The following is a 21,174-nucleotide window of genomic DNA, read 5'->3' as shown; positions in this document are numbered from 1 at the left end:
TTTTAAGTAGGTATGGATAATTTTTTTCATTATATAAACTTGATTGTATAATGGTTAGTTTAATATATATCTTGTGTTAAAAATTAATTTAAGAAAAGTTTTTTTTGTTGATAAAAATGAAATGTCCAAGTTGTGGTTGTGAAAATAGGGATGATGCAAAATTTTGTACCAAATGTGGAAAATCATTAGTTCAAAAGGCCGCTTCAAATCCCGTTGAAGAAAAGTCCAATACTTCGAAATATATTATTGTAGCCCTGGTAATTGTTATTGCACTTCTTGTAGCTACCATAGGATATTTTGCATTAAATATGCATTCTACTTCAGGAAATAGTGCTAATGTAGAAAATGCTTCTTCAAGTCAATCACAGGAAGTGTCCTCTTCTCAAAGTTCTTCCGCAACAACTCAAGAAACCAGTTCAAAATCATGGCAAGTAATTGGCAGTTATTCAGGTTCGGGTTCCGGTTCAAAAACTATCAATGTTCCTCCAGGCCAGATAAGAGTTGAATTATCAGCATATCCTATAAAAAATCATGCTACAAATCATCTATATGTAACAGGCTCTAGTGCAAGCGGTGGCGTTGATTGGGGTTCACATAGTGATGTGGAAACTAGATCAGATTCCTTTGAGTATACTTCATCTTCCTCGCAAACATTTACTATTGATTACTATGAAACCGTAAGTTGGGAAGTAACTTTTTACAAGTACCAATAATTTCGAAAAATTATTAATATTTTAAATAATAAACTATCTAGTATGTTTTTTGATTTAAACATTAAAGGCAGTAGTTTTGAAAATAATATTATTCTAGCTAGGGAAGCTTCAAAATATGGATGGTCCCATATTAATTTTTCATATAATCAAAATGATTATTCGGATGCCTTAAATTTTAAAAATGAATTGATTAACGAATTGGCTAGTGATATAGATATTGATTACACTTTGGAAATTAAATCAAATAACATAAACGAAATAAGGAACATTGTAAATAAATTTAGAAATAATTCTTCATGCATTTCTGTTATCGGTGGCGATTTGAAAGTCAATAGGGCTACTTTGGAAAACATCAAAATCGATGTATTATCAAGACCATATTTAAGACGTTATGATGCAGGTATTAATCATGTGCTTGCTAAAGAGGCTGTAAAAAATAATGTGGCTATTGAATTATGTTTTAAGGATGTTTTAAGAACTTACCTGTCTCATAGGTCTAAGGTAATCTCTAATTTTAATGATATCTTTACATTATATAGAAAATATGATTTTCCATTGATTCTGTCATCAAGAGCAGAGTCTGTTTTTGATATTAAAACCCCTTATGATTTCATTGCATTTTTCAAACAGGCAGGTTTGTCAGATGAAGAAATTGAAAAATCTTTTGAATCATCTGCAAATATTATAAAATTTAACAATAATCGGGATAAACTGATTTTCAAAGGTGTTAGGAGGGTTGATGATGGCTCTTAAGGTTTTGCCGCCTACACTTAGGAAAAACAATAGGTATCTGACTGTTGAAATCAAGAGCATGTCTCCAATTGTAAAGGATGATTTGGTTTCAATTGTTTGGGATGCGTGCGTAAGATTTCAAGGAGAACTTAATACGTCCAATTTTAACTTATGGGTAATGAGATTTTATGAATTAGGGAAACTGGATGAATATTATAATTACAAAGCAATCATCCGCTGTCAGAGGGGTTATGAAGATGAGGTGAGGTCTTCTCTTGCTTTGGTGAATAAATTCAAATCCGAGAGGATTTCATTAACGACTATCGGTTTGTCCGGAACAATTAAGGCATCACAAAAATATATTTAATTACTTTTTGTTAGTTTAAAATAGAAAACTTTATAAATAATATATATTATATATAACAATTGAATTTATGGAAAAATGTGTTAAAAAGTATTTTAATAAACTACTTGGTAGTGATTAAAAGTAAAAATTGCCATTCATGGAGATTGGTTTTATTTTTTATGTTGTTGAATTTAAAAGTTAATTTTTATTAAAATATTTTAGAAATAAGAGGTATTAATATGCAACCTTTACAAAATGCTGGATATGACAGGGCTATTACTGTATTTAGCCCAGATGGAAGACTTTTCCAAGTAGAATATGCAAGAGAAGCTGTAAAAAGAGGAACTACATCAATCGGTGTTAAAAGTTCTGAAGGAATTGTTTTAGCTGTTGATAAAAGGACTACTTCTAGTTTAGTTGAAGCATCATCTATTGAAAAAATATTCAAAATAGATGAACATATCGGAGCAGCTACTTCAGGCCTTGTGGCAGATGCAAGGGCTTTAGTCGAAAGAGCAAGAGTGGAAGCTCAAATTAACAAAATCACATATAGTGAACCTATCAGAGTAGAAAGTTTATCTAAAAAATTATGTGATATGTTACAGCTGTATACCCAAAATGGTGGTGTAAGGCCTTTCGGTTCCGCATTAATCATTGGTGGAGTATATGAAGATAAATGCAAATTATTTGAAACCGATCCTAGTGGAGCATTAATTCAATATAAAGCAACTGCTATTGGTTCTGGTAGATCCGCAGCTATGGACATCTTTGAAGAACAATATAGTGATGATATCACATTAGAAGGTGCAATTGCTTTGGCGATTACTGCCATTAATGAAGCTACTGACCATGATACCACTTCAAATAATGTGGAAATTGCAGTTATCAAAAAAGACACTGGCAAATATGAAAAACTTTCCCAAGATGTAGTACAAGGATACATTGATGAAATCCTAGTTGAAGAAGAGGAAGTTGAAGAAGAAGTAGAAACTGAAGAGTCTGAAGAAGACTTGCAGGATGATGAAGAATAAATTTTATAACTGTTAGTTAGGGGATATTTCAATGGTAAATGTTGATGAAGCTATAATTGCTAAATATGAATACTGCGGTGAACATTTTGAGATTTTAGTTGACCCTGATTTAGCAGCTGAATATAGAAATCCAGATGGCCAAGATGTTGCTATTGAAGATCTTTTAGCTGTTGAAGAAATTTTTAAAGACTCCAAAAAAGGAGACAAGGCTTCTGATGAAGCTATGAATAAAATTTTCGAAACTACAGATCCTATTGAAGTTTCTAAAATCATACTTGAAAAGGGAACTGTTCAGTTAACCGCTGACCAAAAAAGAAAGATGCAGGAGGATAAACGTAAACTAGTTATTAATAAAATAGCTAAAGAAGCAGTTAATCCTCAAAATGGTTTACCTCATCCGGTTCAAAGAATTGAAAATGCATGTGATGAGGCAAAAGTTAAATTTGATCCATTCACATCCGTTGACCAGCAAGTGCAATCAGCCCTAAAAGCCATCAAGCCACTTATTCCAATCAGATTTGAAAAAGCCAAAGTAGCAGTAAGGCTTCCTGGGTCTGCTGCTGGAAGTGCTTATTCTGTTATTCATGGATTTGGAGAGATAATAAATGAGGAATGGCAACAGGATGGCTCTTGGATTGGTATTGTTGAAATGCCTGGTGGTCTTCAAAATTCTTTTGCTGCAAAAATGGCTGAAATTTCAGGTGGAGAAGCAGAAACTAAGACAATTAAATAAAATTAATCTTATGGGATTATTATGATATATGTGGAAAATAAAGATTTGGTTATTCCTGGACAGGTATTAGCTGATGATGAATACTATTCAGGAAGAGGTACCTTTAAAGAGAATGGTAAAGTTTGTTCTTCTTTAATGGGACTTGTTTCTTTAAGGAATAAAAAAATTAGAGTTATTCCTCTTAAAAGTAAATATGTTCCTAAAAAAGGAGACGTCGTAATAGGTAAAATTAATGATGTGCGATTCTCAATGTGGGATGTAGATATTAATTCACCTTATTCCGGAATTTTACCCGCTTTTGAAGTGTTTGGTCGTGAGAAAAAGGAACTCAACAAAGTATATGATGTAGGGGATGTGCTATTTTTAAGAGTTGTCGATGTTGATGAAATCAAAAAGGCAAAACTCGGTTTGAAAGGAAGAGGAATGGGTAAATTTAAAGGAGGAATAATTGTAGATATTGCTCCTACTAAAGTTCCAAGATTGATTGGTAAAAAAGGTTCTATGATCAACATGATTAAGGACAAAACCAACTGTAAAATTGTTGTTGGTCAAAATGGTCTTGTCTGGGTAAAAGGTGACGAAGACATGGAACAACTTACCAAAGATGTTATTCATTTAATTGAAGCTGAAGCTCATACTTCTGGTTTAACTAATAAAATCAAAAACAAATTATATTTAGCTATTGATGGTGAAATACCACCTGAGGAAGTTCCTGAAGAGGAAGAAGAATTTGTTTTAGAAAAACCTAAACTTCAAAATTTTAAAGAAGAATTAGAACAAGAAGAAAGAGAAGCTGAAGAAAATAAAAATGAAAAAGAAGAAAAGCCTAATATAGCTGAAGTTATTGAAGAATTGAAAAGAAAAACCAAAAAGGATAACCCTTTATCATATGGTGATAACTCAAATAATTCTTTTATTTTGAATAATAAATGATGGTTATTAGTTCTTCGAATATTAAATGAGGTTGATATAATGTCAGAAATGATAAGACAAGATGGTAGGAAGTTTAATGAATTACGTCCTATTAAAATTGAAGCGGGAGTTCTTGAACGTGCAGACGGTTCCGCTTATTTGGAAGTTGGAGGAAATAAAATTTTAGTTGCTGTTTATGGGCCAAGAGAATCATATATTAGAAGATTGCTTGAACCTAATACAGGTGTAATTAGAGTTAGATATAATATGGCACCATTCTCAGTAGATGATAGGAAAAGACCAGGACCAGATAGAAGGTCATCAGAAATTTCTAAAATTACTGCTGATGCATTAAGGCCAGCATTAATGTTAGAAAATTATCCTCGTTCAATGATTGATATTTATATAGAAGTAATCGAAGCTGAAGGTGGAACCCGTTGTGCAGGAATTACAGCAGCTTCCGTTGCTTTAGTTGATGCAGGAGTGCCTATGAAAGATATTGTTGTAGGTTGTGCTGCTGGTAAAGTAAATGATGAAGTTGTATTGGATTTATCTGAATATGAAGATAAAGAAGGTCAAGCTGATGTTCCAATAGCTATGATGCCAAGAACTGGTGAAATTACCTTATTACAAAGTGATGGTAATTTAACTGAAGAAGAATTTGCAAAAGCAATTGATTTAGCTATGGAAGGATGTCTTGAAGTAAGCAAGCTCCAAAAAGAAGCTTTAATGAAAAAATATTCTACAGAATAGTGGGTGGATAATATGGATATAGTACCAGAAATTACAAGACAAAGTATTACCAACCTTGTCAGAAATGAAAAAAGAGAAGATGGCAGGGAATTAAACGAATATAGGGATATCTCTATTGAAACTAATGTTATTTCAAAAGCTGAAGGTTCTGCTCGTGTAAAAATTGGTGGAACTCAAGTCATTGTAGGTATTAAACCACAACTTGGAAGCCCATTTCCAGATACTCCAGAATTAGGAGTTTTAATGACTAATTGTGAAATGTTGCCAATGGCTGATCCTACTTTTGAACCAGGACCACCTAGCGATGATTCAATTGAACTTGCACGTGTAGTTGACAGAGGTATTCGTGAAAGTGAATTAGTCGAATTGGACAAATTGTGTGTTGAAGAAGGAAAACACGTTTGGATGCTCTTTATTGATTTGCACATAATTGATAACTGCGGAAACCTTTTCGATGCTTGTGAATTAGCAGTTATGGCTGCACTCAAATCTACTAAATTGCCTGTTGCATCCATAGTTGATGATGAAGTAGTCCTTAGTGAAGATGAAACCTTTGATTTACCAATCAACAACGAACTAGCTTTATGCACTTTCGTTAAAATTGGCGATAAAATGGTTTTAGATCCAACATTAGATGAAGAAAGAGTAGCTAGCGCTCGTTTAAATGTTGGTGTTACCAAAGATGGCAGAATCTGTTCTATGCAAAAAGGCGGTTCTCAACCATTAACTAAAGATGAAATTCTTTATGCTGTCAATATGGCAGTTTCAAAAACAAAAGAATTAATAGAACATCTCTAAATGTCTGATGGACGATTTAGATTTCTAAATTCTTTTTTTAATATTTTTTTATTATCAATTAAAACAAATTTTGTTTCTATTTTTTTTATCAGTCCCTTAATGTGAAGGGTATCTTTTGAAATCAAATCTTCAATTTCGGGAACTATGCTTTTACTGTAAATTGAATGTAGCGGTTCTGAAGTTTTAAGCTTGTTTTCACTGTCATGATATGGAACAATAGCCTGGTAATCCTCATTTATTTCATTAAAAATAGTGTTGATATAATTTTTTGTAACATAAGGGCTATCGCAAGGCAGCACCAATGAGTACTGGCCGGTGATATTTTCAAGGCCGGTCATTAATCCTGGAAGGGGTCCTTTATTTTTTATCTCATCTTCAACAAAATTTATTTTGTAGGTGTAATCATTGGGGTCGATGAATTGCATATATTTGGCAATTCTTTTTTTATCATTTAAAACAATAATAGCTTCATTTATTTCATTGTTTAAAGTGGAGAGTATGTGTTTAATCATAGGTTTGTCTTGGATAATCATTGATCCCTTATCCTGACCCATTCTTCTGCTCTGCCCTCCACATAAGATAATGCAAGATTTAATATTTTCATTTTTTTTATTTTCATTACTCATATTAAATCTCCCTGGAATCTATTTTACATACACTTCAGCATCATCATCAAATGGGTTGGTACGTATAATCAATGCAATCATATACGGGTAATGCTTATTGAGGTATCTTAAATAATAAACCCATTCATAAACTAGTTTATTATACACTCTGTGCATATCTCCATTTAAATGTGCGAAATCAGCATCAGTTACCAAACTTAAATCCTTTCTGTGCTCTAGTTCTTCATCCAAGTGAAGAATAGCATTAATTAATCCTGTAAACTCTTCCTTTTCAAGTAAATTTGGATTGTTTATTAAGTTAATGATAAATTCTCTTTTGCTTACCAATAGATTTCTTAAATTTTCTAAAAATTCCTCTCTATTTTCAAGTGCAATATCTGCTTGAAAATCAATTGTAGTATTTTTAAGTTCATCCAACTTGTTTTTGTAGTCTTTATCTTCCCAATTTTTGATTGATTTTAGATTTTCAGTACTGGCTTTGTATTTGTTTGCAGCACTAAGCTGGCTGATCAGTTCATTTCCAACTTCAGAAAAGAATGTGCTCATCAGCATATCCAATTTTTCAAGCATTGCTTCCTTTTCTTTTTTCTCAATGATTTCATCTAGTAAAAAGGCAACTACTAAAATATCAACTGGGATAAATCCTAAATGTGTCCAAATATATGATATGATATGCTCAGGATCTCCTAATACAAGATAGTTTGAGCCATATATTATAATTATTAGGATAACCATTATTATGGAAAATTTTATTTTCCATCTTTTATGTGAATCCATTTTTTAATCTCCAAAATTTCATTATCTTTTTTTAGCAGTTATTATCGCTATTGGGTTTTCACTTATCATCATGACCCCTCGATCAAGGACTCTTCCATTTGAAATGTTCACTTCCATGATTTTCGGATTATAATTGAGTTCTTTAAGCTTATTAACAGCTTCAATTTTTGTGTCAACTAAAATAGCGGTGATAATAATTCTGCCATTCGAGTTTAGCTTTGAATTAATGATTTCCAAGATATTTTCAAGTTCTCTGCCACTACCTCCCACAATGGCAATATCAATGTTTTCAATATCTTTTAGAGCATTGGCTCCGTTGTCATTAATTAAAGTGACATTATCTCCAAGTCCAAATTTTTTAAGATTTTTCCCGGTTATTTCAATCGCTTCAGGGTTGGTGTCAATTGAAATTACCTCACCTGCTCTTTGAGCAAATTCACAAGTAATTCCTCCGGTTCCACATCCGCAGTCAACAACCTTGTCAGTTTGTGAAACTTCGGATTTATATAATATTATTGCCCGTATGGCTTCTTTTGTTGGGCCTGGAACATCACAAGATTTGATAAAATCCATATCTTCTAACATTTATTCCCACCTTTTAAATAAATTATTTTCAATTTTCAAGGCATCTAGAATCTTTCCAACAATAAAGTTGATTTGGTCATCAACGCTGTCATGTGTTGAATAAAATCCCGGCATTGCAGGTAAAATTATAGCGCCTTCCTGTGATAATGTCAGCATATTTTTTAAATGAATAGTTCTGAGTGGAGTTTCACGCGGAACAATTACTGTTGGCCTTCTCTCCTTTAAACTTACATCGGCAACTCTTGTAATTGTATTATCTCCATATCCATTGGCTATTGATGATAAAGTTTTCATTGAACATGGAACGATTGCCAGAGCATCTGCTTTAAATGATCCGCTGTTGATTGAAGCTGTCAAGTCATTGAATTCATAATAGCTATCGGATATTTTTATGATTTCCTCTATGGCATAATCGGTTTCAGATTCGATAACTGTTTTTGCGGCATCACTAATTACTAAACTATTTTCGATTTTCAGTTCTTTTAAAACTTCAAGTAACCTTATTCCATAAATTACTCCACTTGCGCCGGTAATTGCAACGACTATCATATTATCTCCTAAAATAGTTTAATTTGGTCATAATGAATACCGTGGAATTTTTCTTTATCAATTTCAGGCAAATCCAGGTATTGCTCTAATTTGAATTTGTCAAATTTCGGCTTTTCCTCTTCAGGAACATAAACGCTAATGTCAGGTATATTGAATCTAGCTTTGCTCAATGCAGAAATAATATTTGATATTTCAGTTAATGGATATAATTTCCCATCCAAATCAACTTGTGTTTTCATCTCATCAAAACGAGGATATTCGGCAATGTTGATAAATACATAATCCTTATCTATTTTATAATCTTCAGCTATTTCTGATTCAGCTTTCCTTAATTCTTCTGGCTTGATTTTGTACATTTTTTCAGGAACTTTGAAATTGTCAAGTCTAATGGTTTTCACTCTCTTGAGAAGGTTCCTATTGTCCAGTCTAGACATTATTTCATTAACGTATTTATCATCAGAGTTTCTGAATATTGAAACGATGTCTGTATCATCATATTTGTATATGTCTTTTTCATCGATGACTCCTGCATCGATTATTTTTTTAAGACTTCTTCTAAACATTGAATTTACAATACGGGTTGTGTGGTGTTGATAAACGCTAGGATACATAAAATATCTTGACACCAATGCTCCTTCAGCAGCTTGAACCCCTTTGATGTTTAGTATTAAACCGTCCTCTAATTTTAAATTAGATATGATTCTTTCATAATCAATAATTCCATAGGCCACCCCTGTATTATGTGAATCCCTTAAAAGGTAGTCCATACGGTCAACATCAAGTTCTCCAGATACAATAGGGCCAAGATATCCTTTACCATTAACGATGTCGACGATTTCATTAACATCAAATTTTTCCTCAAGCAAATCTCGCATTGATGTTTTGGTAATTACATGTTTTGTTAGCTCTTCGTGAGGTAGTGACAATACGCCTTCTGAAACATGGGAAAACGGGCCGTGTCCAACATCATGCAGAAGGGCGGAAGCTCTGATTAACTCAATTTCATCATCATTCAATTCTAATTCAGTTGCTAATTTTGATCCTAAATTCATGGTTCCAACTGAATGTTCAAACCTTGTATGGTTGGCCCCAGGATAAATTAAACTGATTAATCCCAGCTGTTTTATTCTCCTTAAACGTTGAAACTGAGGCATATTCATGATTTGCATTTCAAAGGAACTTAAGCTTATGTCTCCGTATACACTGTCTCGGATAAATTTTTTCTTTTCGGTCATTTTACAATACCTCAAATGTTTGTTGAATTAGGGTTAGTATCATTATTATAATTAATAGTGTTATTTGTTGTATTTGTAGTATTGACAGGTTCAACATATGTTGGCACCTCTTCAATCTGATTTGGCTCAAATGAATTGTTTTCAATTGGAATTAATTTATATGACTCAGTGTCTTCCTGGATGGTCAATCCTGCAAATGCAGTACTAATACCAAAAGCAATAATCGCAATTATAAAAAATATTATTAAATTAGCTTTTATTGAGTCTTTCATAATAACACTCTTTTTCTTTATTCGATTTATCAGTTATTAATTTGTTAAACTATATTATTATTATTTATTTTTCTATGTAATATTTAATACTTGTTAAAAAGCTTTATTTTTTTATTTTCTAAAATTTTTTTGAATAGTTTATATATTTATTTAATTTTTTAATAATTTTGTTCATTCAATTTGATTTTTGACTTTTCTTTATAGGATTTTCCATAACATTTATATACTATGATGATTAATTACTATATATCGGAATAATACTTCCGGCATATATCTTCCGACATTGTTGAAGATATGAAATTATAATTTATTAATTCAAATTTATGAGATAAGATAAAATGGTCGTTTTTAGTGCAGGTGACACAGCATGGATTCTTATTTGTAGTCTTTTAGTTTTATTAATGAGTATTCCTGCTGTAGCATTTTTTTATGGAGGATTAAGTAAACGTAAAAATGTTTTAAATACAATTTTCTTAAGTTTCATTGCATTTTCTATAGTAAGTGTAATATGGGTAAGTTTCGGATATCAATTTGCATTTGGTAGTGATATCAGCGGTATTATTGGATCTCCAACTAATTTCTTCTTACAGGGCATCGGCTTAAGCGATTTAAATGGAACAATTCCAACATTATTGTTTGTAATGTTTCAATGTGCTTTTGCCGGTTTGACAGTTGCCCTTATTTCCGGAGCATTAGTTGGAAGAATGAAAACAAGAGCATGGATAATTTTTGTTGTTGCATGGGCTTGTCTAGTCTATATCCCGGTTGCTCACTGGGTATGGGGCGGAGGATGGTTAATGCAAATGGGTGCTCTTGACTTCGCAGGAGGAGCAGTAGTTCATATGAACTCAGGAGCAGCTGCATTGGCTGTCGCATTAGTGTTAGGTAAAAGAAAAGACGCTTCATTAATTCCACATAATCTTGGATATGCTGTGTTAGGAGCAGCTTTACTCTGGTTTGGATGGATGGGATTCAATGGAGGATCAGGCCTTGCAGCAGATGGTCTTGCAGCAAACGCAATCATAGTATCAAATGTTTCTGCAGCTGTAGGTTTAATCGTATGGACTTCATTAGATACTTATGTAGTTGGAAAACCAACAATTTTAGGCGCTATATCCGGTGCAGTAGCAGGACTTGTAGCTATTACTCCGGCTGCAGGTTTCGTCGATGTTTTAGGTGCAATTGTCATTGGTGCTGTTGCTCCATTTGTTTCATACTTTGCAATTTACTACTTAAAACCAAAACTCGGATATGATGATGCTTTGGATGTATGGGGTATTCATGGTATGTCCGGTGTATGGGGAGCAATCGCAACTGGAATCTTTGCAGTGCCTGCCGTAGGAGGTGTTGCAGGATTGGTTGCAGGTAACCTTAATCAGGTCGTAATTCAGATTATAAGTGTTGTTGCTACTTTAGCATACTCATTTACAATAAGCTTTATATTAGCTAAAATATTAGACAAATCTATGAATGGTATTAGAGTTGAAGATTATGAAGAAATCGGCGGACTTGACACAAACCTTCATGAAGAATCAGCATATAATTTTAACTAGGTGAAATTTATGAAAAGTGTTGTTGCGATAATCAGACAAGAGAAATATACGGATGTTAAAAATGCCCTTATAGCTGTCGGATGCGAAGGGATGAATGTATCTGAGGTAAAAGGAAGAGGAAACCAAAGGGGAATTAAAGAATCTTACAGAGGATCAAGCTACTGTATTGATTTAATTCCAAAAACACGTATTGAAATTGTTGTAAAAGATGAAAGTGTTGACGATATTGTTGAAGCAATCAAAAAAGGCGCTCACACCGGAAACATCGGGGATGGAAAAATATTTATTCATCCGATAGATAATGTTATAAGAATCAGAACCGGTGAAGAAGGGGTTGATGCTTTGTAGATTGCCATTATTTTCAACATATGATGTAGGAGATAATGCTCTATGCATTATTTCCTTAAATATATTTTAGTAAGAAATTGCCACACCATTAATATCAGAAAGGTCAACCCAAGTAGTCACGCCTTTTGTTTCGTATAATATTCCATTTTTATATGTGTAGCTAACGTTTTTGTTATCGCTTATCAAATAAATTTCATTGCCTTTAATATCTCCAACTCTTTTGATAATTCCGTCATATTCATCGGAATTGGCTACAACAATATCTCCAACATGAATATTTTTTGATTTATTTATAAGCACGCTTTGCCCATCCTGCAGAGTTGGGAGCATGGACTTTCCTTCAACAAAAACAATGACTGGTATTTGGTCTTTTCCAATGCTTGAATCAATATTTATTTTAGGGTTTTTCAAACCATATTTGCTACAGATTTCTTCGATTCCATTTTTTAAAGTTGTAATGTTGGAATTGGTATCATTCATTATATTTACGGTATATTCGCAGATATCCCTATTTAAATTTTCAGTATTCACGGTTGGATTCAATGTTATTGTTTGCACGGAAACATTTTCACCGTCAATAAACAAGTTCACAGAATTGTTCACCGTGAAATTTATACAAAAAGCAGACAATATAAAAATAATAATTACAGCTAAAATAATCTTTTTAGCCATTCAAATCACTAATCCATTATATTTAAATCCATATTTAGCAGGGCTTTCATTGTTTCAATATCAATCTGACCAGGTGCTGTCACGTCTGTTCCGGCGGCAAAGGTAATCGGAGAGTCAAATTTCGATGCCATAACTCGGGTATAACTTCCCAAATCTCCCATCGAGATGGCTATTGTATCTTTACAATGTGAAAGAACTGCAAGTATGGTTAATGTATCTTCTAAATCCTGAGGCATAAATGCAACTTTTGCAATGTCTCCAAGCTCCAGCTCTTTTTCGACAATGTAGGTAATTTCATCTAATCCTGGAGTTTTTTCAAAGTCATGATAGGAAACAATAGTTTTTACGCCGGTATCATGGATTTTTTTAATATACTCATCATTACTTTGAAGTTCAATATCCACATATTCGACTAAAGGTGCACATTCATATAAAATATTAATCCTTTCTTCTTCTGAACCTTTAAAGGATCCTCCTTCAGTGTCTATTCTATTGGTAGCTATCATTGGAAAATCAATTTCTTCAATCGTATTTTTTATTTCATCAATGTCAGGATTTTTCAGTGCATCAATTCTAAACTCTAATACATCGGCCCCTTTATTGATACAATCTTGAGCTACTTCAATAACGCTTTTGCAATTTTTTTGAAAAATGGGAATTGCAATCTTAGTTTGTGAATACATTATTAATTATTATGAGAATTGTTATTTATTAAATTTTCTTAGAAAAAACTCCTAATATTTATATAAATCAAAATACAAAATATATACCAATAAAATATTTATATTTTATTTATTTAATTAATCAATTATAAAAGGTGTTAATTTGAAAATTACAGCTATAGGTGCAGATATTTCAAAAAATGATGTATCTTGCAGTACTAAGCTAGTAGAAAGTATCGAAAATAACCTTTATAGAGTTAAAGAATTAGGTGCAAGAGATGTTGCACTGACAAATGTCACAGGGGATGACGTTGTTATTAGTGCATTTGTAGAAGATGAATTGCTTGAGCCTATAAATGAAGGCATTGTTGATATTTTAAAAATGAGTGCAGAAAATTTTGGAGATTTATCAGGAATTTCCCAAACTCCTGAAGAAGCGGGGGAAGGAATTTCATATGCTGAAGCTAACATTAGGCCAGATAGGTATCCTGATGCAATTGTTTTAGGTTTTGATACATACGGAGGAGAGCCATTTGTAGCCAATGTTGCAAATTCCGCGATTGATGCTGCTAAAGGTATGGAAAATTTGACTGATGTATCTGATTATATCGAGCCAAAAATAAAGAAAATACCTGGTGTCGGTTATGTTTCACCTGAAACTGATGATCCGGTTGTTGTTGCAACAGTTGAACAAATCGAATCTGTGGGCGTAATTGCTGGTGCAATGATTGGAGCTGCACTTGGAAATAAGAATACTTATTTAGTTAAAAGAGGAACAACATGTAATGTATTGCCAGGTAGTGTAATATTTTCAGCTACCGCATTTATGAATGGAAATGTAATCGATTTGGCTGTTCCTTTTGAAAATAAAACAAGAATTTTGAGATAGGGGTAAATTATGATATTATTAAACGAAGATACAAAATGTTTAGTTCAGGGAATTACTGGAAAACAAGGTTCATTTCATACAGAACAAATGTTGAAGTATAATACTAATATTGTTGCAGGAATTACTCCCGGCAAAGGAGGTCAAAAATTCTTAGACCAGGTTCCGATTTTCAATTCTATTGAAGAAGCAAAAGATGAAGTTGACATTAATTCTTCAATAATTTTTGTTCCTGCAAAATTTGCAAAAGATGCGGCATTTGAAGCAATAAGACATTTAGATTTAGTCGTTATTATTTCTGAACATATCCCGGTACATGACAGTATGAAGATAATGGCATATGCTAAACAGATGGGAACAACCATAATCGGTCCAAATACTCCTGGAATTATTTCTCCGGGAATTGGTAAATTAGGTATTATGCCGACCCATATCTTTTCAGAAGGTAATGTGGGCGTTATTTCAAGAAGCGGTACTTTAACTTATGAAATTGCAAGCGAACTTACTAATGCTGGCATCGGTCAAAGTACTGCCGTAGGTATTGGTGGAGACCCTGTTACCGGTGATAATTATGTTGATATTTTAAAAAGATTTGAAAAAGATGACCAAACCGATGCTGTAGTATTGATTGGTGAAATCGGAGGAACTGCAGAAGAAAGGGCAGGTAAATACATTGCCGAAGACATGTCAAAACCTGTTGTTTCTTACATTGCAGGAAGAACCGCACCTCCTGGTAAAAGAATGGGGCATGCTGGAGCTATTATCCAAGGTAGTTCCGGTACTGTTGCAAGTAAAACCAAGGCTTTAAATGAAGCAGGTGTGGAAGTAGCTAAAAAACCATCTGAAATTGTAGAATTGCTTAAAAAGGTTATGTAATGTCAAATCAAGAAATTATTGATAAATTATTAAATGGTGAAATTAAACTTTATCAGGTTGACAAGCAGGTTAGTGCCAAACAGGCAACTGATATTAGAAGAGAATTTTTAGAGCAGAAATATGGAATAAACTTAGAGAACATTTCCAATTATACTCTTGATATGGAAAGGGCGTCAGCAAGGAATATTGAAAACTCAATTGGAGTTTTACAGCTTCCAATGGGAATTGCAGGTCCTTTAAAGATTAATGGAGAGTACTGTCAAAGAGAAGTTTTTGTTCCGCTTGCAACTTCTGAGGGAGCACTTGTTGCATCAATTAACAGGGGAGCATCAACTATTACTGCATCAGGCGGTGCGAATGCAAGAGTTATTTCGGATATCATGACACGTGCACCTGCCATTAGATGTGAAGGTGTTGCGGATGCTTTAAAAATAAAACAATGGTTTGTCGATAATTTCGCTGAGTTAAAAGAAATAGCTGAAAGTACAACTTCTCATGGTAAACTAATTAAAATTGACCCTATTTTAATCGTTGGAAGTTATGTTTATCCGCGTTTTGTTTTCTCAACCGGTGACAGTATGGGAATGAATATGGTAACAATAGCTTCCGAAAAGATATTAGACAAATTGGCGCAGGATACCACAGCAACCCATTTGGCGTTAAGCGGCAATGTCTGTGTTGATAAAAAACCAGCTGCTATAAATATTGTTGAAGGAAGAGGAAAAAGCGTTATAGCAGACATTTTAATTCCAAAGGAAATTGTTGCAAAAAAACTTAAAACCACAACAGATATGATCGTTGAAGTAAACACTGCTAAAAACCTAATAGGTTCGGCTGCAAGCGGAAGCATGGCGTTCAATGCACATTATGCAAATATGGTTGCGGCCATATTTTTAGCAACAGGCCAGGATGCCGCTCATGTTGTTGAAGGATCTTTAGGGATAACTACAGCTGAAAACAGAAATGGAGATTTATATTTCTCAGTTAACTTGCCGGATTTGCCAGTAGCTACCGTTGGTGGAGGAACTAGTTTGGAAGCTGCTCATGAAGGATTAGAAATCTTGGGAGTTGCTGGTTCAGGTAAGGCTCGTGAATTTGCTGAAATCGTTGCAAGTACTGTGCTGGCAGGGGAATTGTCTCTTGTTGGAGCTATAGCTGCAGGACACCTTGCAAGGGCTCATCAGCAACATGGAAGAGGATAATATGGATGATTTTTTAGATGAGTTATATCCAGAATTGACTCTTGAAACTGATGACATAATAATGACAATTTCAGTAAAAAAAGATTATTCTCAGATTAAGGATTTTGATAAAAGAAAAGAAGAATTCATCAATGATTTAAAAGATTTTATAAATGAGTTTTGCCAAACTCCCGAATCAGATGATTTCATGAGATATTATGACGATTAGTTTTTGGAATCAATTTTTTCAAAAACTTTCTTAACATTCACTTTTGTTTCAAAGCAACCTGTTTTTTCAAGAAGAACGCCTTGTGGGCAAAAATCGGAAAGCAGCATCATCATTTGATTTAGGTCTTCATGACAGGCAACGCCAATCACTGCCTTAAACTTATTTTCCATAACTATTTTTTTAACAAAACTTGATCCCGGAACGATATATAATTTGTAGCCAAGGGGTTCTGATTTCTTTTTAATAACTCCAATGGAACATAATCCGCATTCCGTACAGTTCAGTCCTTCTTTTTGAAGTGTTGCTGGACAATCCTTGTGCCTTAAACAATGAGGTAAAAATATCAATGTTTTTTCGGCAGGGATTTCCTTAAATTTTTCCTTATTGATTTCATCCCTGACTTTTATGGCAATATCATCTATCAGGTGTTCATCTAATTTCAATACGTGAGCAATTGTTTTAAATGGGGAATATAATAGGTCTACTACAAATAAAACAAATCTAGGAAATTTAATTTTGTTTTTTCTAGCTATTAACAATCCTAAAATAAGAACTACAATAAACAATATTACAATTAAAATGGCTAAAAAAACTACCAATTGGCCTAAAAACATATAAAAGGAATCAATAAACATCGTTCGCCCTAAAATTTTTCAATAGTGTAATCATCAAATCTTTTGTTTAACCTTACTCCTGTTTTGGTTTTTACTATTTCAAGTCCAGATAAGCTATCACAGGAACACAATACGTCTTGTTCGGGATGTGTTCCGGGAGTAATGTTACAATTCAAGTTTACTTTTTCACCAATTGATAAAACGGTTTCCAGTCTTTTAGTTGATGGATGGTCTTTATTTAAAATCACAAGGGGGGAAGATTCTTCCCTGCTCAGATATGCCTGTGATCTTATGGCTCTTTTGTCTTTTTTAAAGTTAGAAACAGCAATTATGTCATCAGATTCTAAAAATTGGACTATTTCCTCATTGTCCTGAGTAGCAATAAATAACATTTTGTTTTCATAAGCTACTTTAACTACTCCAACCATCCCAGTTTCACCTTCAAGAAATAGAATTTCATCATTTTTAAAATCAATGTTCATATAAATCAGTTAAAAAATAAAAAATAGAGTAAATTTTTTACTCTGCAAGTTCAACGTTGTCACTTTGGCAAGAAGGACAAACTACTTTTTTTCCAAGACCTTTAAAGGAATTTCCACAGTCTTTACAATGGTATTTTTTTGTTTTTAATTTTTTCAAATCAATATCGGCCATTGGCCCTCCACTAGAACACATTTTAAATCACCTGTTATATTATATATTATATATATTATTAATAGTTTATTTTTTCTTTTAAAAAATTGATTTTTTCAATTATCTTTTCATCTTTTGTTATTTCATATAATAATTTGTAGTAATAACCCGCTTGATTGTAAAGTAAATTTTTTTCATATTCACTGCCTAATTTCTCTAAAGTCTCTAAAACGAAAGGATTAACGCCAAGTTGTATGTTTTTGTTTTTAATTATTTCTTCACATTCCCTGGAAGTTAATTTCAAATCGGGATTTTTAGATTGGATGTAGTTAATTTCTACATAAGCAAGAGGACTCATTTCATAGTTCATACTGTATTTAAATAATGCTAATGCGGTTTCCATTTGATTTTCTTCAATATAATAATAGCCTAAATTCCTATAACATCTAGCTATATCATTAGGGTAATATGCATATTTTAAAGCATCTGAAGTAAAAATAAAAAGCTTATTTAAAGTGTAGGTATGAATTTTATAAATTTCGCTCAGTTCCAATATTATTCTTGCAGACACAGGATTAATCCTTAAAGCTTTTTTTAGGTATTTTTCAGATTTATCTAATTGATTATATTCTAAAAGCAAAAACCCATAAATATAATATAAATCAAGCAAAGGCTGATTGTCAGGTATATATCTTATACTTTTTTCAGCTCCAATATACTCGTTAAATAATATTTCTTCAAGTGTGTTGGTAAAGTAATGATATTCGCTTACTGTATCATCTTCAAACATCGGAGGGTAATTTTCAATGAAGCTATCAAGTTTTTCTAAAGCGGTTTCATATTTGCCGCTTTCAATGTCTGGTGATATCTCATTTAAGATATCCATCAAATGATTTTCTTTTTCAGTTATTTCCCTGAACTCTTCTTTTTCGTCTTGTGAAAGACAATCCCATATCATTCGAGAGATTTCTCTAGTAATCTCTATATTATATGGGTGATCACGGTATACATCAAGCTGGGCTGTCAAATATCTTCTGTTTAATTCGTTGTTTTCACCCAAATTTGATTTAATTTCTTTAATTATCTCTTCGTACATTAACACACCTAAAGTTAGTTTAATGGGTAATCTTTTTATATAACCTCAAACCTATGTTATATATGTATAAAAACTTAGTTTTATATTATTTTATTCAAAAAATTTTAAGGTGATTATGAAATGGCAAATCAACCAATATTCATTCTTCCTGAAGGGACTGAAAGATATTCAAAAAGAGATGCTTTAAGAATGAATATCACAGCAGCTAAAGTATTGTCAAATATTGTAAGAACTACTTTAGGTCCTAAAGGAATGGATAAAATGTTAGTTAATTCATTAGGTGATGTTACTATCACTAATGATGGCGCAACTATCATGAGAGAGATGGAAATTAATCAACCTGCAGCTAGAATGCTTGTTGAAACTGCTAAAAAACAAGAAGATATTGTTGGAGATGGAACTACTTCTGTTGTTGTTATTGCAGGTGAATTATTAAGTAAAGCTGAAGAATTATTAGACGAAGGCATTGCAACATCTATTGTTGTAAAAGGTTTTAGAAATGCAACTGCAAAAGCAATCGAAATTTTAAATGAAATTGCTATCGATGCAGATGATAAAGAAACCCTTAAAAAAGTGGCTGTTACTGCAATGAGTGGTAAAGGTTCAGATTATGCAAAAGAACATTTGGCTGAGTTAGTTGTAGATGCTGCTTTAAGAATTAAAGAAGATGGAAAATCTGAAATTGATAATATTAATATTCAAAGAGTTTCCGGAGATTCTGTAGAAGATTCATTTTTGTCTGAAGGTATTGTAATTGATAAAGCTCCTTTATCTAAAAACATGCCTAAAGAAGTTAAAGATGCTAAAATTGCAATTGTAAAATATCCTATTGAATTAAAAGATATTAATACTGATGCCAAAATTGATATAACTAGTCCTGACCAATTTGAAGCATTCTTGGCTCAAGAAGAACAAATGATTAAAGATTTGGTAAATAAAGTATTGGACTCCGGAGCTAATGTACTATTCTGTCAAAAGGGTATTGATGATATGGCAGAGCACTACTTGAAAAAGGCCGGAATCATGGCTTATAAGAGAGTTAAAAAATCTGACATTGAAAGAATTTCCAAAGCAACTGGCGCTAAACTAGTCACTGATATTGAAGATTTAACAGAAGACAAATTAGGTTTTGCTGGACGCGTATATTTAGACAAACTCTTTGATCATGAATTAACTTTCGTTGATGAATGTGAAAATCCGAAAGCTTCCTCTATTGTATTAAGAGGCAGTACCCGTTATGTGACTGAACAAATCTCAAGGGCATTGGATGATGCTTTAGGAGTAGTTGCAGCTACTATTGAAGAAGGTAAAGTTCTCATTGGTGGAGGAGCTTGCGAAATTGATTTAATAAAAGGATTAAGAGATTATGGCGAATCTGTAAGTGGTAGGGAACAATTAGCTATTTTAAAATATGCTGAAGCTTTAGAAGTTATTCCAAGAACCTTAATTGAAAATGCAGGTTTGGATACCATAAATCTAATTGCTGATTTAAAAGCTGCTCATGAAGATTCTCCTTTCATTGGAATAAATGTATTCAGTGGTGAAGTAGTGGATATGAAAGAAGATGGTGTTATTGAACCTTTAAGGGTAAAGATTCAAGCACTTCAATCTGCTGGTGAAGCTTCTGAAATGATTTTACGTATTGATGACATGATTGCAGCAAGAAATGCATTGTCTTCAACCGGACCTGATGAATCTGGAAATGATGATAGTGGTATGCCTCCAATGCCGCCAGGTGGTATGGGTGGAATGCCTCCAATGATGTAGAATAATTTCAATATTTTACATTTTTTATTTTTTTTATTTTTTGTACTTATTTTTCTATTTATATTATTAAATGTGTTCTTTTTTATTCTAAATTGACTTAAATTAATGTTTTTTAATTATAGGGGTTCTAATTATATGTTATTTTATATAATATACTTTTCAACCACTATTTAGATTTTTATATATTCAAATTTGTTGAAATAATGTTTCATATGTTTTCATCTTTTTATAGGTTAATTTAAGTATAATTTTGTTTAATTTCAAATTTTCATAAATTTTTAGACTTATTTTTAAAAATTAAACTCATTTAATTTGATTTAGGAAATAAAAAGCTTTATATAAGATATTTATAATAAATACTCTTGAAATGAGATTTGATGCTCATTGTTTTGTTTAAATAAATAGTGATGGAGGTAAATTATTTTGAACAAACAATTATTACTCACTTTGTGTTTAGTGCTTTCAGTTTTGTTTTCTGTTAGTGCTGTTTGTGCAAGTGAGATAAGTGTTACAGATTCGTATGCTACTAGCTTAGTAGATGATACATCAGATGTATCTGTCTATAGTTATGCTGCTAGTTCAGATATTTCTGTAT

The 21,174-nt window shown here is 32.6% G+C and carries 27 protein-coding genes; 15 read left to right on the top strand and 12 right to left on the bottom strand.

The features are described from left to right. Window positions 1-116: 116 nt before the first annotated feature. From IJI93_RS02405 to rrp42, 8 genes are all read left to right on the top strand, one after another. Window positions 117-713: a zinc-ribbon domain-containing protein gene (locus IJI93_RS02405; RefSeq protein ID WP_292819369.1), complete on the top strand. Its 597-nt coding sequence runs from the start codon at window positions 117-119 to the stop codon at window positions 711-713. Between the two features lie 42 nt (window positions 714-755). Continuing rightward, window positions 756-1,466: a ribonuclease P protein component 3 gene (gene rnp3, locus IJI93_RS02400; protein ID WP_292819366.1), complete on the top strand. Its 711-nt coding sequence runs from the start codon at window positions 756-758 to the stop codon at window positions 1,464-1,466. After that, window positions 1,456-1,812: an Rpp14/Pop5 family protein gene (locus tag IJI93_RS02395; protein ID WP_292819552.1), complete on the top strand. Its 357-nt coding sequence runs from the start codon at window positions 1,456-1,458 to the stop codon at window positions 1,810-1,812. Before rnp3 ends, IJI93_RS02395 begins: the two co-directional genes overlap by 11 nt. Window positions 1,813-2,030: 218 nt before the next feature. Next, complete coding sequence (psmA, locus tag IJI93_RS02390; protein ID WP_292819363.1) at window positions 2,031-2,822, top strand: archaeal proteasome endopeptidase complex subunit alpha; 792 nt, start codon at window positions 2,031-2,033, stop codon at window positions 2,820-2,822. A gap of 31 nt (window positions 2,823-2,853) precedes the next feature. Continuing rightward, the gene (locus tag IJI93_RS02385) at window positions 2,854-3,555 is read left to right on the top strand and encodes a ribosome assembly factor SBDS (RefSeq protein WP_292819360.1); all 702 of its coding nucleotides are present in this window, start codon (window positions 2,854-2,856) and stop codon (window positions 3,553-3,555) included. A 21-nt stretch (window positions 3,556-3,576) separates the two neighbouring features. Further along, entirely contained in the window at window positions 3,577-4,488 is a 912-nt protein-coding gene (gene rrp4 / locus IJI93_RS02380) for an exosome complex RNA-binding protein Rrp4 (protein ID WP_292819357.1), read from the top strand. 36 nt (window positions 4,489-4,524) lie between these two features. Then, on the top strand, window positions 4,525-5,220 hold the full coding sequence (gene rrp41, locus IJI93_RS02375; protein WP_292819549.1) for an exosome complex exonuclease Rrp41: 696 nt from the start codon (window positions 4,525-4,527) through the stop codon (window positions 5,218-5,220). A 12-nt stretch (window positions 5,221-5,232) separates the two neighbouring features. Further along, window positions 5,233-6,018 (top strand): exosome complex protein Rrp42, encoded by a 786-nt coding sequence (gene rrp42 / locus IJI93_RS02370; RefSeq protein WP_292819354.1) that lies wholly within the window; start codon window positions 5,233-5,235, stop codon window positions 6,016-6,018. On the opposite strand, the gene IJI93_RS02365 is transcribed toward rrp42, so the two are convergent. The 6 genes from IJI93_RS02365 to IJI93_RS02340 are packed head-to-tail and all read right to left on the bottom strand — an operon-like array spanning window position 6,015 to window position 10,062. Further along, window positions 6,015-6,644, bottom strand: a complete 630-nt coding sequence (locus IJI93_RS02365; RefSeq protein WP_292819351.1) for a molybdenum cofactor guanylyltransferase — start codon at window positions 6,642-6,644, stop codon at window positions 6,015-6,017. The genes rrp42 and IJI93_RS02365 overlap by 4 nt on opposite strands. 18 nt (window positions 6,645-6,662) lie before the next feature. Then, window positions 6,663-7,421 (bottom strand): hypothetical protein, encoded by a 759-nt coding sequence (locus IJI93_RS02360; RefSeq protein WP_292819348.1) that lies wholly within the window; start codon window positions 7,419-7,421, stop codon window positions 6,663-6,665. A gap of 21 nt (window positions 7,422-7,442) precedes the next feature. Then, on the bottom strand, window positions 7,443-8,006 hold the full coding sequence (gene cbiT, locus IJI93_RS02355) for a precorrin-6Y C5,15-methyltransferase (decarboxylating) subunit CbiT (protein WP_292819345.1): 564 nt from the start codon (window positions 8,004-8,006) through the stop codon (window positions 7,443-7,445). Further along, the gene (locus tag IJI93_RS02350; protein ID WP_292819342.1) at window positions 8,007-8,555 is read right to left on the bottom strand and encodes a UbiX family flavin prenyltransferase; all 549 of its coding nucleotides are present in this window, start codon (window positions 8,553-8,555) and stop codon (window positions 8,007-8,009) included. A gap of 8 nt (window positions 8,556-8,563) precedes the next feature. After that, window positions 8,564-9,790, bottom strand: coding sequence for an HD domain-containing protein (locus tag IJI93_RS02345; RefSeq protein ID WP_292819339.1), 1,227 nt, complete (start codon window positions 9,788-9,790; stop codon window positions 8,564-8,566). A gap of 11 nt (window positions 9,791-9,801) precedes the next feature. Then, entirely contained in the window at window positions 9,802-10,062 is a 261-nt protein-coding gene (locus IJI93_RS02340) for a hypothetical protein (protein WP_292819336.1), read from the bottom strand. A 338-nt stretch (window positions 10,063-10,400) separates the two neighbouring features. Between IJI93_RS02340 and IJI93_RS02335 the strand changes: the two genes are divergently transcribed. Further along, window positions 10,401-11,615 (top strand): ammonium transporter, encoded by a 1,215-nt coding sequence (locus IJI93_RS02335; protein WP_292819333.1) that lies wholly within the window; start codon window positions 10,401-10,403, stop codon window positions 11,613-11,615. Window positions 11,616-11,624: 9 nt separating this feature from the next. Continuing rightward, on the top strand, window positions 11,625-11,963 hold the full coding sequence (locus IJI93_RS02330; RefSeq protein WP_292819330.1) for a P-II family nitrogen regulator: 339 nt from the start codon (window positions 11,625-11,627) through the stop codon (window positions 11,961-11,963). 66 nt (window positions 11,964-12,029) lie between these two features. Here IJI93_RS02330 and IJI93_RS02325 read toward each other — a convergent pair whose 3' ends face one another. Together IJI93_RS02325 and aroD are read right to left on the bottom strand one after the other, a co-directional pair. Next, complete coding sequence (locus IJI93_RS02325) at window positions 12,030-12,635, bottom strand: S24/S26 family peptidase (protein ID WP_292819327.1); 606 nt, start codon at window positions 12,633-12,635, stop codon at window positions 12,030-12,032. Between the two features lie 8 nt (window positions 12,636-12,643). After that, window positions 12,644-13,318, bottom strand: coding sequence for a type I 3-dehydroquinate dehydratase (aroD, locus tag IJI93_RS02320; protein ID WP_292819324.1), 675 nt, complete (start codon window positions 13,316-13,318; stop codon window positions 12,644-12,646). A 142-nt stretch (window positions 13,319-13,460) separates the two neighbouring features. Here aroD and IJI93_RS02315 point away from each other — a divergent pair, with 142 nt between their 5' ends. From IJI93_RS02315 to IJI93_RS02300, 4 genes are read left to right on the top strand one after another with little or no spacing between them, the layout of a single operon-like run. Further along, window positions 13,461-14,186 carry a hypothetical protein gene (locus tag IJI93_RS02315; RefSeq protein ID WP_292819321.1) on the top strand — a complete coding sequence of 242 codons (726 nt, stop codon included), beginning with the start codon at window positions 13,461-13,463 and terminating at the stop codon, window positions 14,184-14,186. Window positions 14,187-14,195: 9 nt separating this feature from the next. After that, entirely contained in the window at window positions 14,196-15,059 is an 864-nt protein-coding gene (sucD, locus tag IJI93_RS02310) for a succinate--CoA ligase subunit alpha (RefSeq protein WP_292819318.1), read from the top strand. Then, entirely contained in the window at window positions 15,059-16,261 is a 1,203-nt protein-coding gene (hmgA, locus tag IJI93_RS02305) for a hydroxymethylglutaryl-CoA reductase (NADPH) (RefSeq protein WP_292819315.1), read from the top strand. The genes sucD and hmgA overlap by 1 nt, the downstream gene beginning before the upstream one ends. A 1-nt stretch (window position 16,262) precedes the next feature. After that, window positions 16,263-16,469: a hypothetical protein gene (locus tag IJI93_RS02300; protein WP_292819312.1), complete on the top strand. Its 207-nt coding sequence runs from the start codon at window positions 16,263-16,265 to the stop codon at window positions 16,467-16,469. On the opposite strand, the gene IJI93_RS02295 is transcribed toward IJI93_RS02300, so the two are convergent. Genes IJI93_RS02295 through IJI93_RS02280 form a run of 4 tightly spaced genes read right to left on the bottom strand, consistent with a single transcriptional unit; the run spans window position 16,466 to window position 18,812 of the window. Then, window positions 16,466-17,104, bottom strand: coding sequence for a DUF116 domain-containing protein (locus IJI93_RS02295; protein WP_292819309.1), 639 nt, complete (start codon window positions 17,102-17,104; stop codon window positions 16,466-16,468). The genes IJI93_RS02300 and IJI93_RS02295 overlap by 4 nt on opposite strands. A gap of 8 nt (window positions 17,105-17,112) precedes the next feature. Further along, window positions 17,113-17,565 (bottom strand): hypothetical protein, encoded by a 453-nt coding sequence (locus IJI93_RS02290; RefSeq protein WP_292819306.1) that lies wholly within the window; start codon window positions 17,563-17,565, stop codon window positions 17,113-17,115. A 37-nt stretch (window positions 17,566-17,602) separates the two neighbouring features. Then, window positions 17,603-17,758 carry a hypothetical protein gene (locus IJI93_RS02285; protein ID WP_165814026.1) on the bottom strand — a complete coding sequence of 52 codons (156 nt, stop codon included), beginning with the start codon at window positions 17,756-17,758 and terminating at the stop codon, window positions 17,603-17,605. Window positions 17,759-17,795: 37 nt separating this feature from the next. After that, window positions 17,796-18,812 carry a hypothetical protein gene (locus IJI93_RS02280; RefSeq protein WP_292819303.1) on the bottom strand — a complete coding sequence of 339 codons (1,017 nt, stop codon included), beginning with the start codon at window positions 18,810-18,812 and terminating at the stop codon, window positions 17,796-17,798. A 120-nt stretch (window positions 18,813-18,932) separates the two neighbouring features. On the opposite strand from IJI93_RS02280, the gene thsA reads away from it, so the two are divergent. After that, entirely contained in the window at window positions 18,933-20,579 is a 1,647-nt protein-coding gene (gene thsA / locus IJI93_RS02275; protein ID WP_292819298.1) for a thermosome subunit alpha, read from the top strand. The last annotated feature ends 595 nt before the right edge of the window (window positions 20,580-21,174 follow it).

The organism is Methanobrevibacter sp. (assembly GCF_017431965.1).
Lineage (GTDB): Archaea > Methanobacteriota > Methanobacteria > Methanobacteriales > Methanobacteriaceae > Methanocatella.
The sequence above is the reverse complement of the archived record's forward strand: the minus strand, read 5'-3'. Positions and strand labels throughout refer to the sequence as shown.

Coding starts and splice junctions, on each gene's coding strand:
- IJI93_RS02405 (WP_292819369.1), top strand. CDS start 117: ATGAAATGTCCAAGTTGTGGTTGTGAAAATAGGGATGATGCAAAATTT.
- rnp3 (WP_292819366.1), top strand. CDS start 756: ATGTTTTTTGATTTAAACATTAAAGGCAGTAGTTTTGAAAATAATATT.
- IJI93_RS02395 (WP_292819552.1), top strand. CDS start 1,456: ATGGCTCTTAAGGTTTTGCCGCCTACACTTAGGAAAAACAATAGGTAT.
- psmA (WP_292819363.1), top strand. CDS start 2,031: ATGCAACCTTTACAAAATGCTGGATATGACAGGGCTATTACTGTATTT.
- IJI93_RS02385 (WP_292819360.1), top strand. CDS start 2,854: ATGGTAAATGTTGATGAAGCTATAATTGCTAAATATGAATACTGCGGT.
- rrp4 (WP_292819357.1), top strand. CDS start 3,577: ATGATATATGTGGAAAATAAAGATTTGGTTATTCCTGGACAGGTATTA.
- rrp42 (WP_292819354.1), top strand. CDS start 5,233: ATGGATATAGTACCAGAAATTACAAGACAAAGTATTACCAACCTTGTC.
- IJI93_RS02365 (WP_292819351.1), bottom strand. CDS start 6,644: ATGAGTAATGAAAATAAAAAAAATGAAAATATTAAATCTTGCATTATC.
- IJI93_RS02360 (WP_292819348.1), bottom strand. CDS start 7,421: ATGGATTCACATAAAAGATGGAAAATAAAATTTTCCATAATAATGGTT.
- cbiT (WP_292819345.1), bottom strand. CDS start 8,006: ATGTTAGAAGATATGGATTTTATCAAATCTTGTGATGTTCCAGGCCCA.
- IJI93_RS02350 (WP_292819342.1), bottom strand. CDS start 8,555: ATGATAGTCGTTGCAATTACCGGCGCAAGTGGAGTAATTTATGGAATA.
- IJI93_RS02345 (WP_292819339.1), bottom strand. CDS start 9,790: ATGACCGAAAAGAAAAAATTTATCCGAGACAGTGTATACGGAGACATA.
- IJI93_RS02340 (WP_292819336.1), bottom strand. CDS start 10,062: ATGAAAGACTCAATAAAAGCTAATTTAATAATATTTTTTATAATTGCG.
- IJI93_RS02335 (WP_292819333.1), top strand. CDS start 10,401: ATGGTCGTTTTTAGTGCAGGTGACACAGCATGGATTCTTATTTGTAGT.
- IJI93_RS02330 (WP_292819330.1), top strand. CDS start 11,625: ATGAAAAGTGTTGTTGCGATAATCAGACAAGAGAAATATACGGATGTT.
- IJI93_RS02325 (WP_292819327.1), bottom strand. CDS start 12,635: ATGGCTAAAAAGATTATTTTAGCTGTAATTATTATTTTTATATTGTCT.
- aroD (WP_292819324.1), bottom strand. CDS start 13,318: ATGTATTCACAAACTAAGATTGCAATTCCCATTTTTCAAAAAAATTGC.
- sucD (WP_292819318.1), top strand. CDS start 14,196: ATGATATTATTAAACGAAGATACAAAATGTTTAGTTCAGGGAATTACT.
- hmgA (WP_292819315.1), top strand. CDS start 15,059: ATGTCAAATCAAGAAATTATTGATAAATTATTAAATGGTGAAATTAAA.
- IJI93_RS02300 (WP_292819312.1), top strand. CDS start 16,263: ATGGATGATTTTTTAGATGAGTTATATCCAGAATTGACTCTTGAAACT.
- IJI93_RS02295 (WP_292819309.1), bottom strand. CDS start 17,104: ATGTTTATTGATTCCTTTTATATGTTTTTAGGCCAATTGGTAGTTTTT.
- IJI93_RS02290 (WP_292819306.1), bottom strand. CDS start 17,565: ATGAACATTGATTTTAAAAATGATGAAATTCTATTTCTTGAAGGTGAA.
- IJI93_RS02285 (WP_165814026.1), bottom strand. CDS start 17,758: ATGTGTTCTAGTGGAGGGCCAATGGCCGATATTGATTTGAAAAAATTA.
- IJI93_RS02280 (WP_292819303.1), bottom strand. CDS start 18,812: ATGTACGAAGAGATAATTAAAGAAATTAAATCAAATTTGGGTGAAAAC.
- thsA (WP_292819298.1), top strand. CDS start 18,933: ATGGCAAATCAACCAATATTCATTCTTCCTGAAGGGACTGAAAGATAT.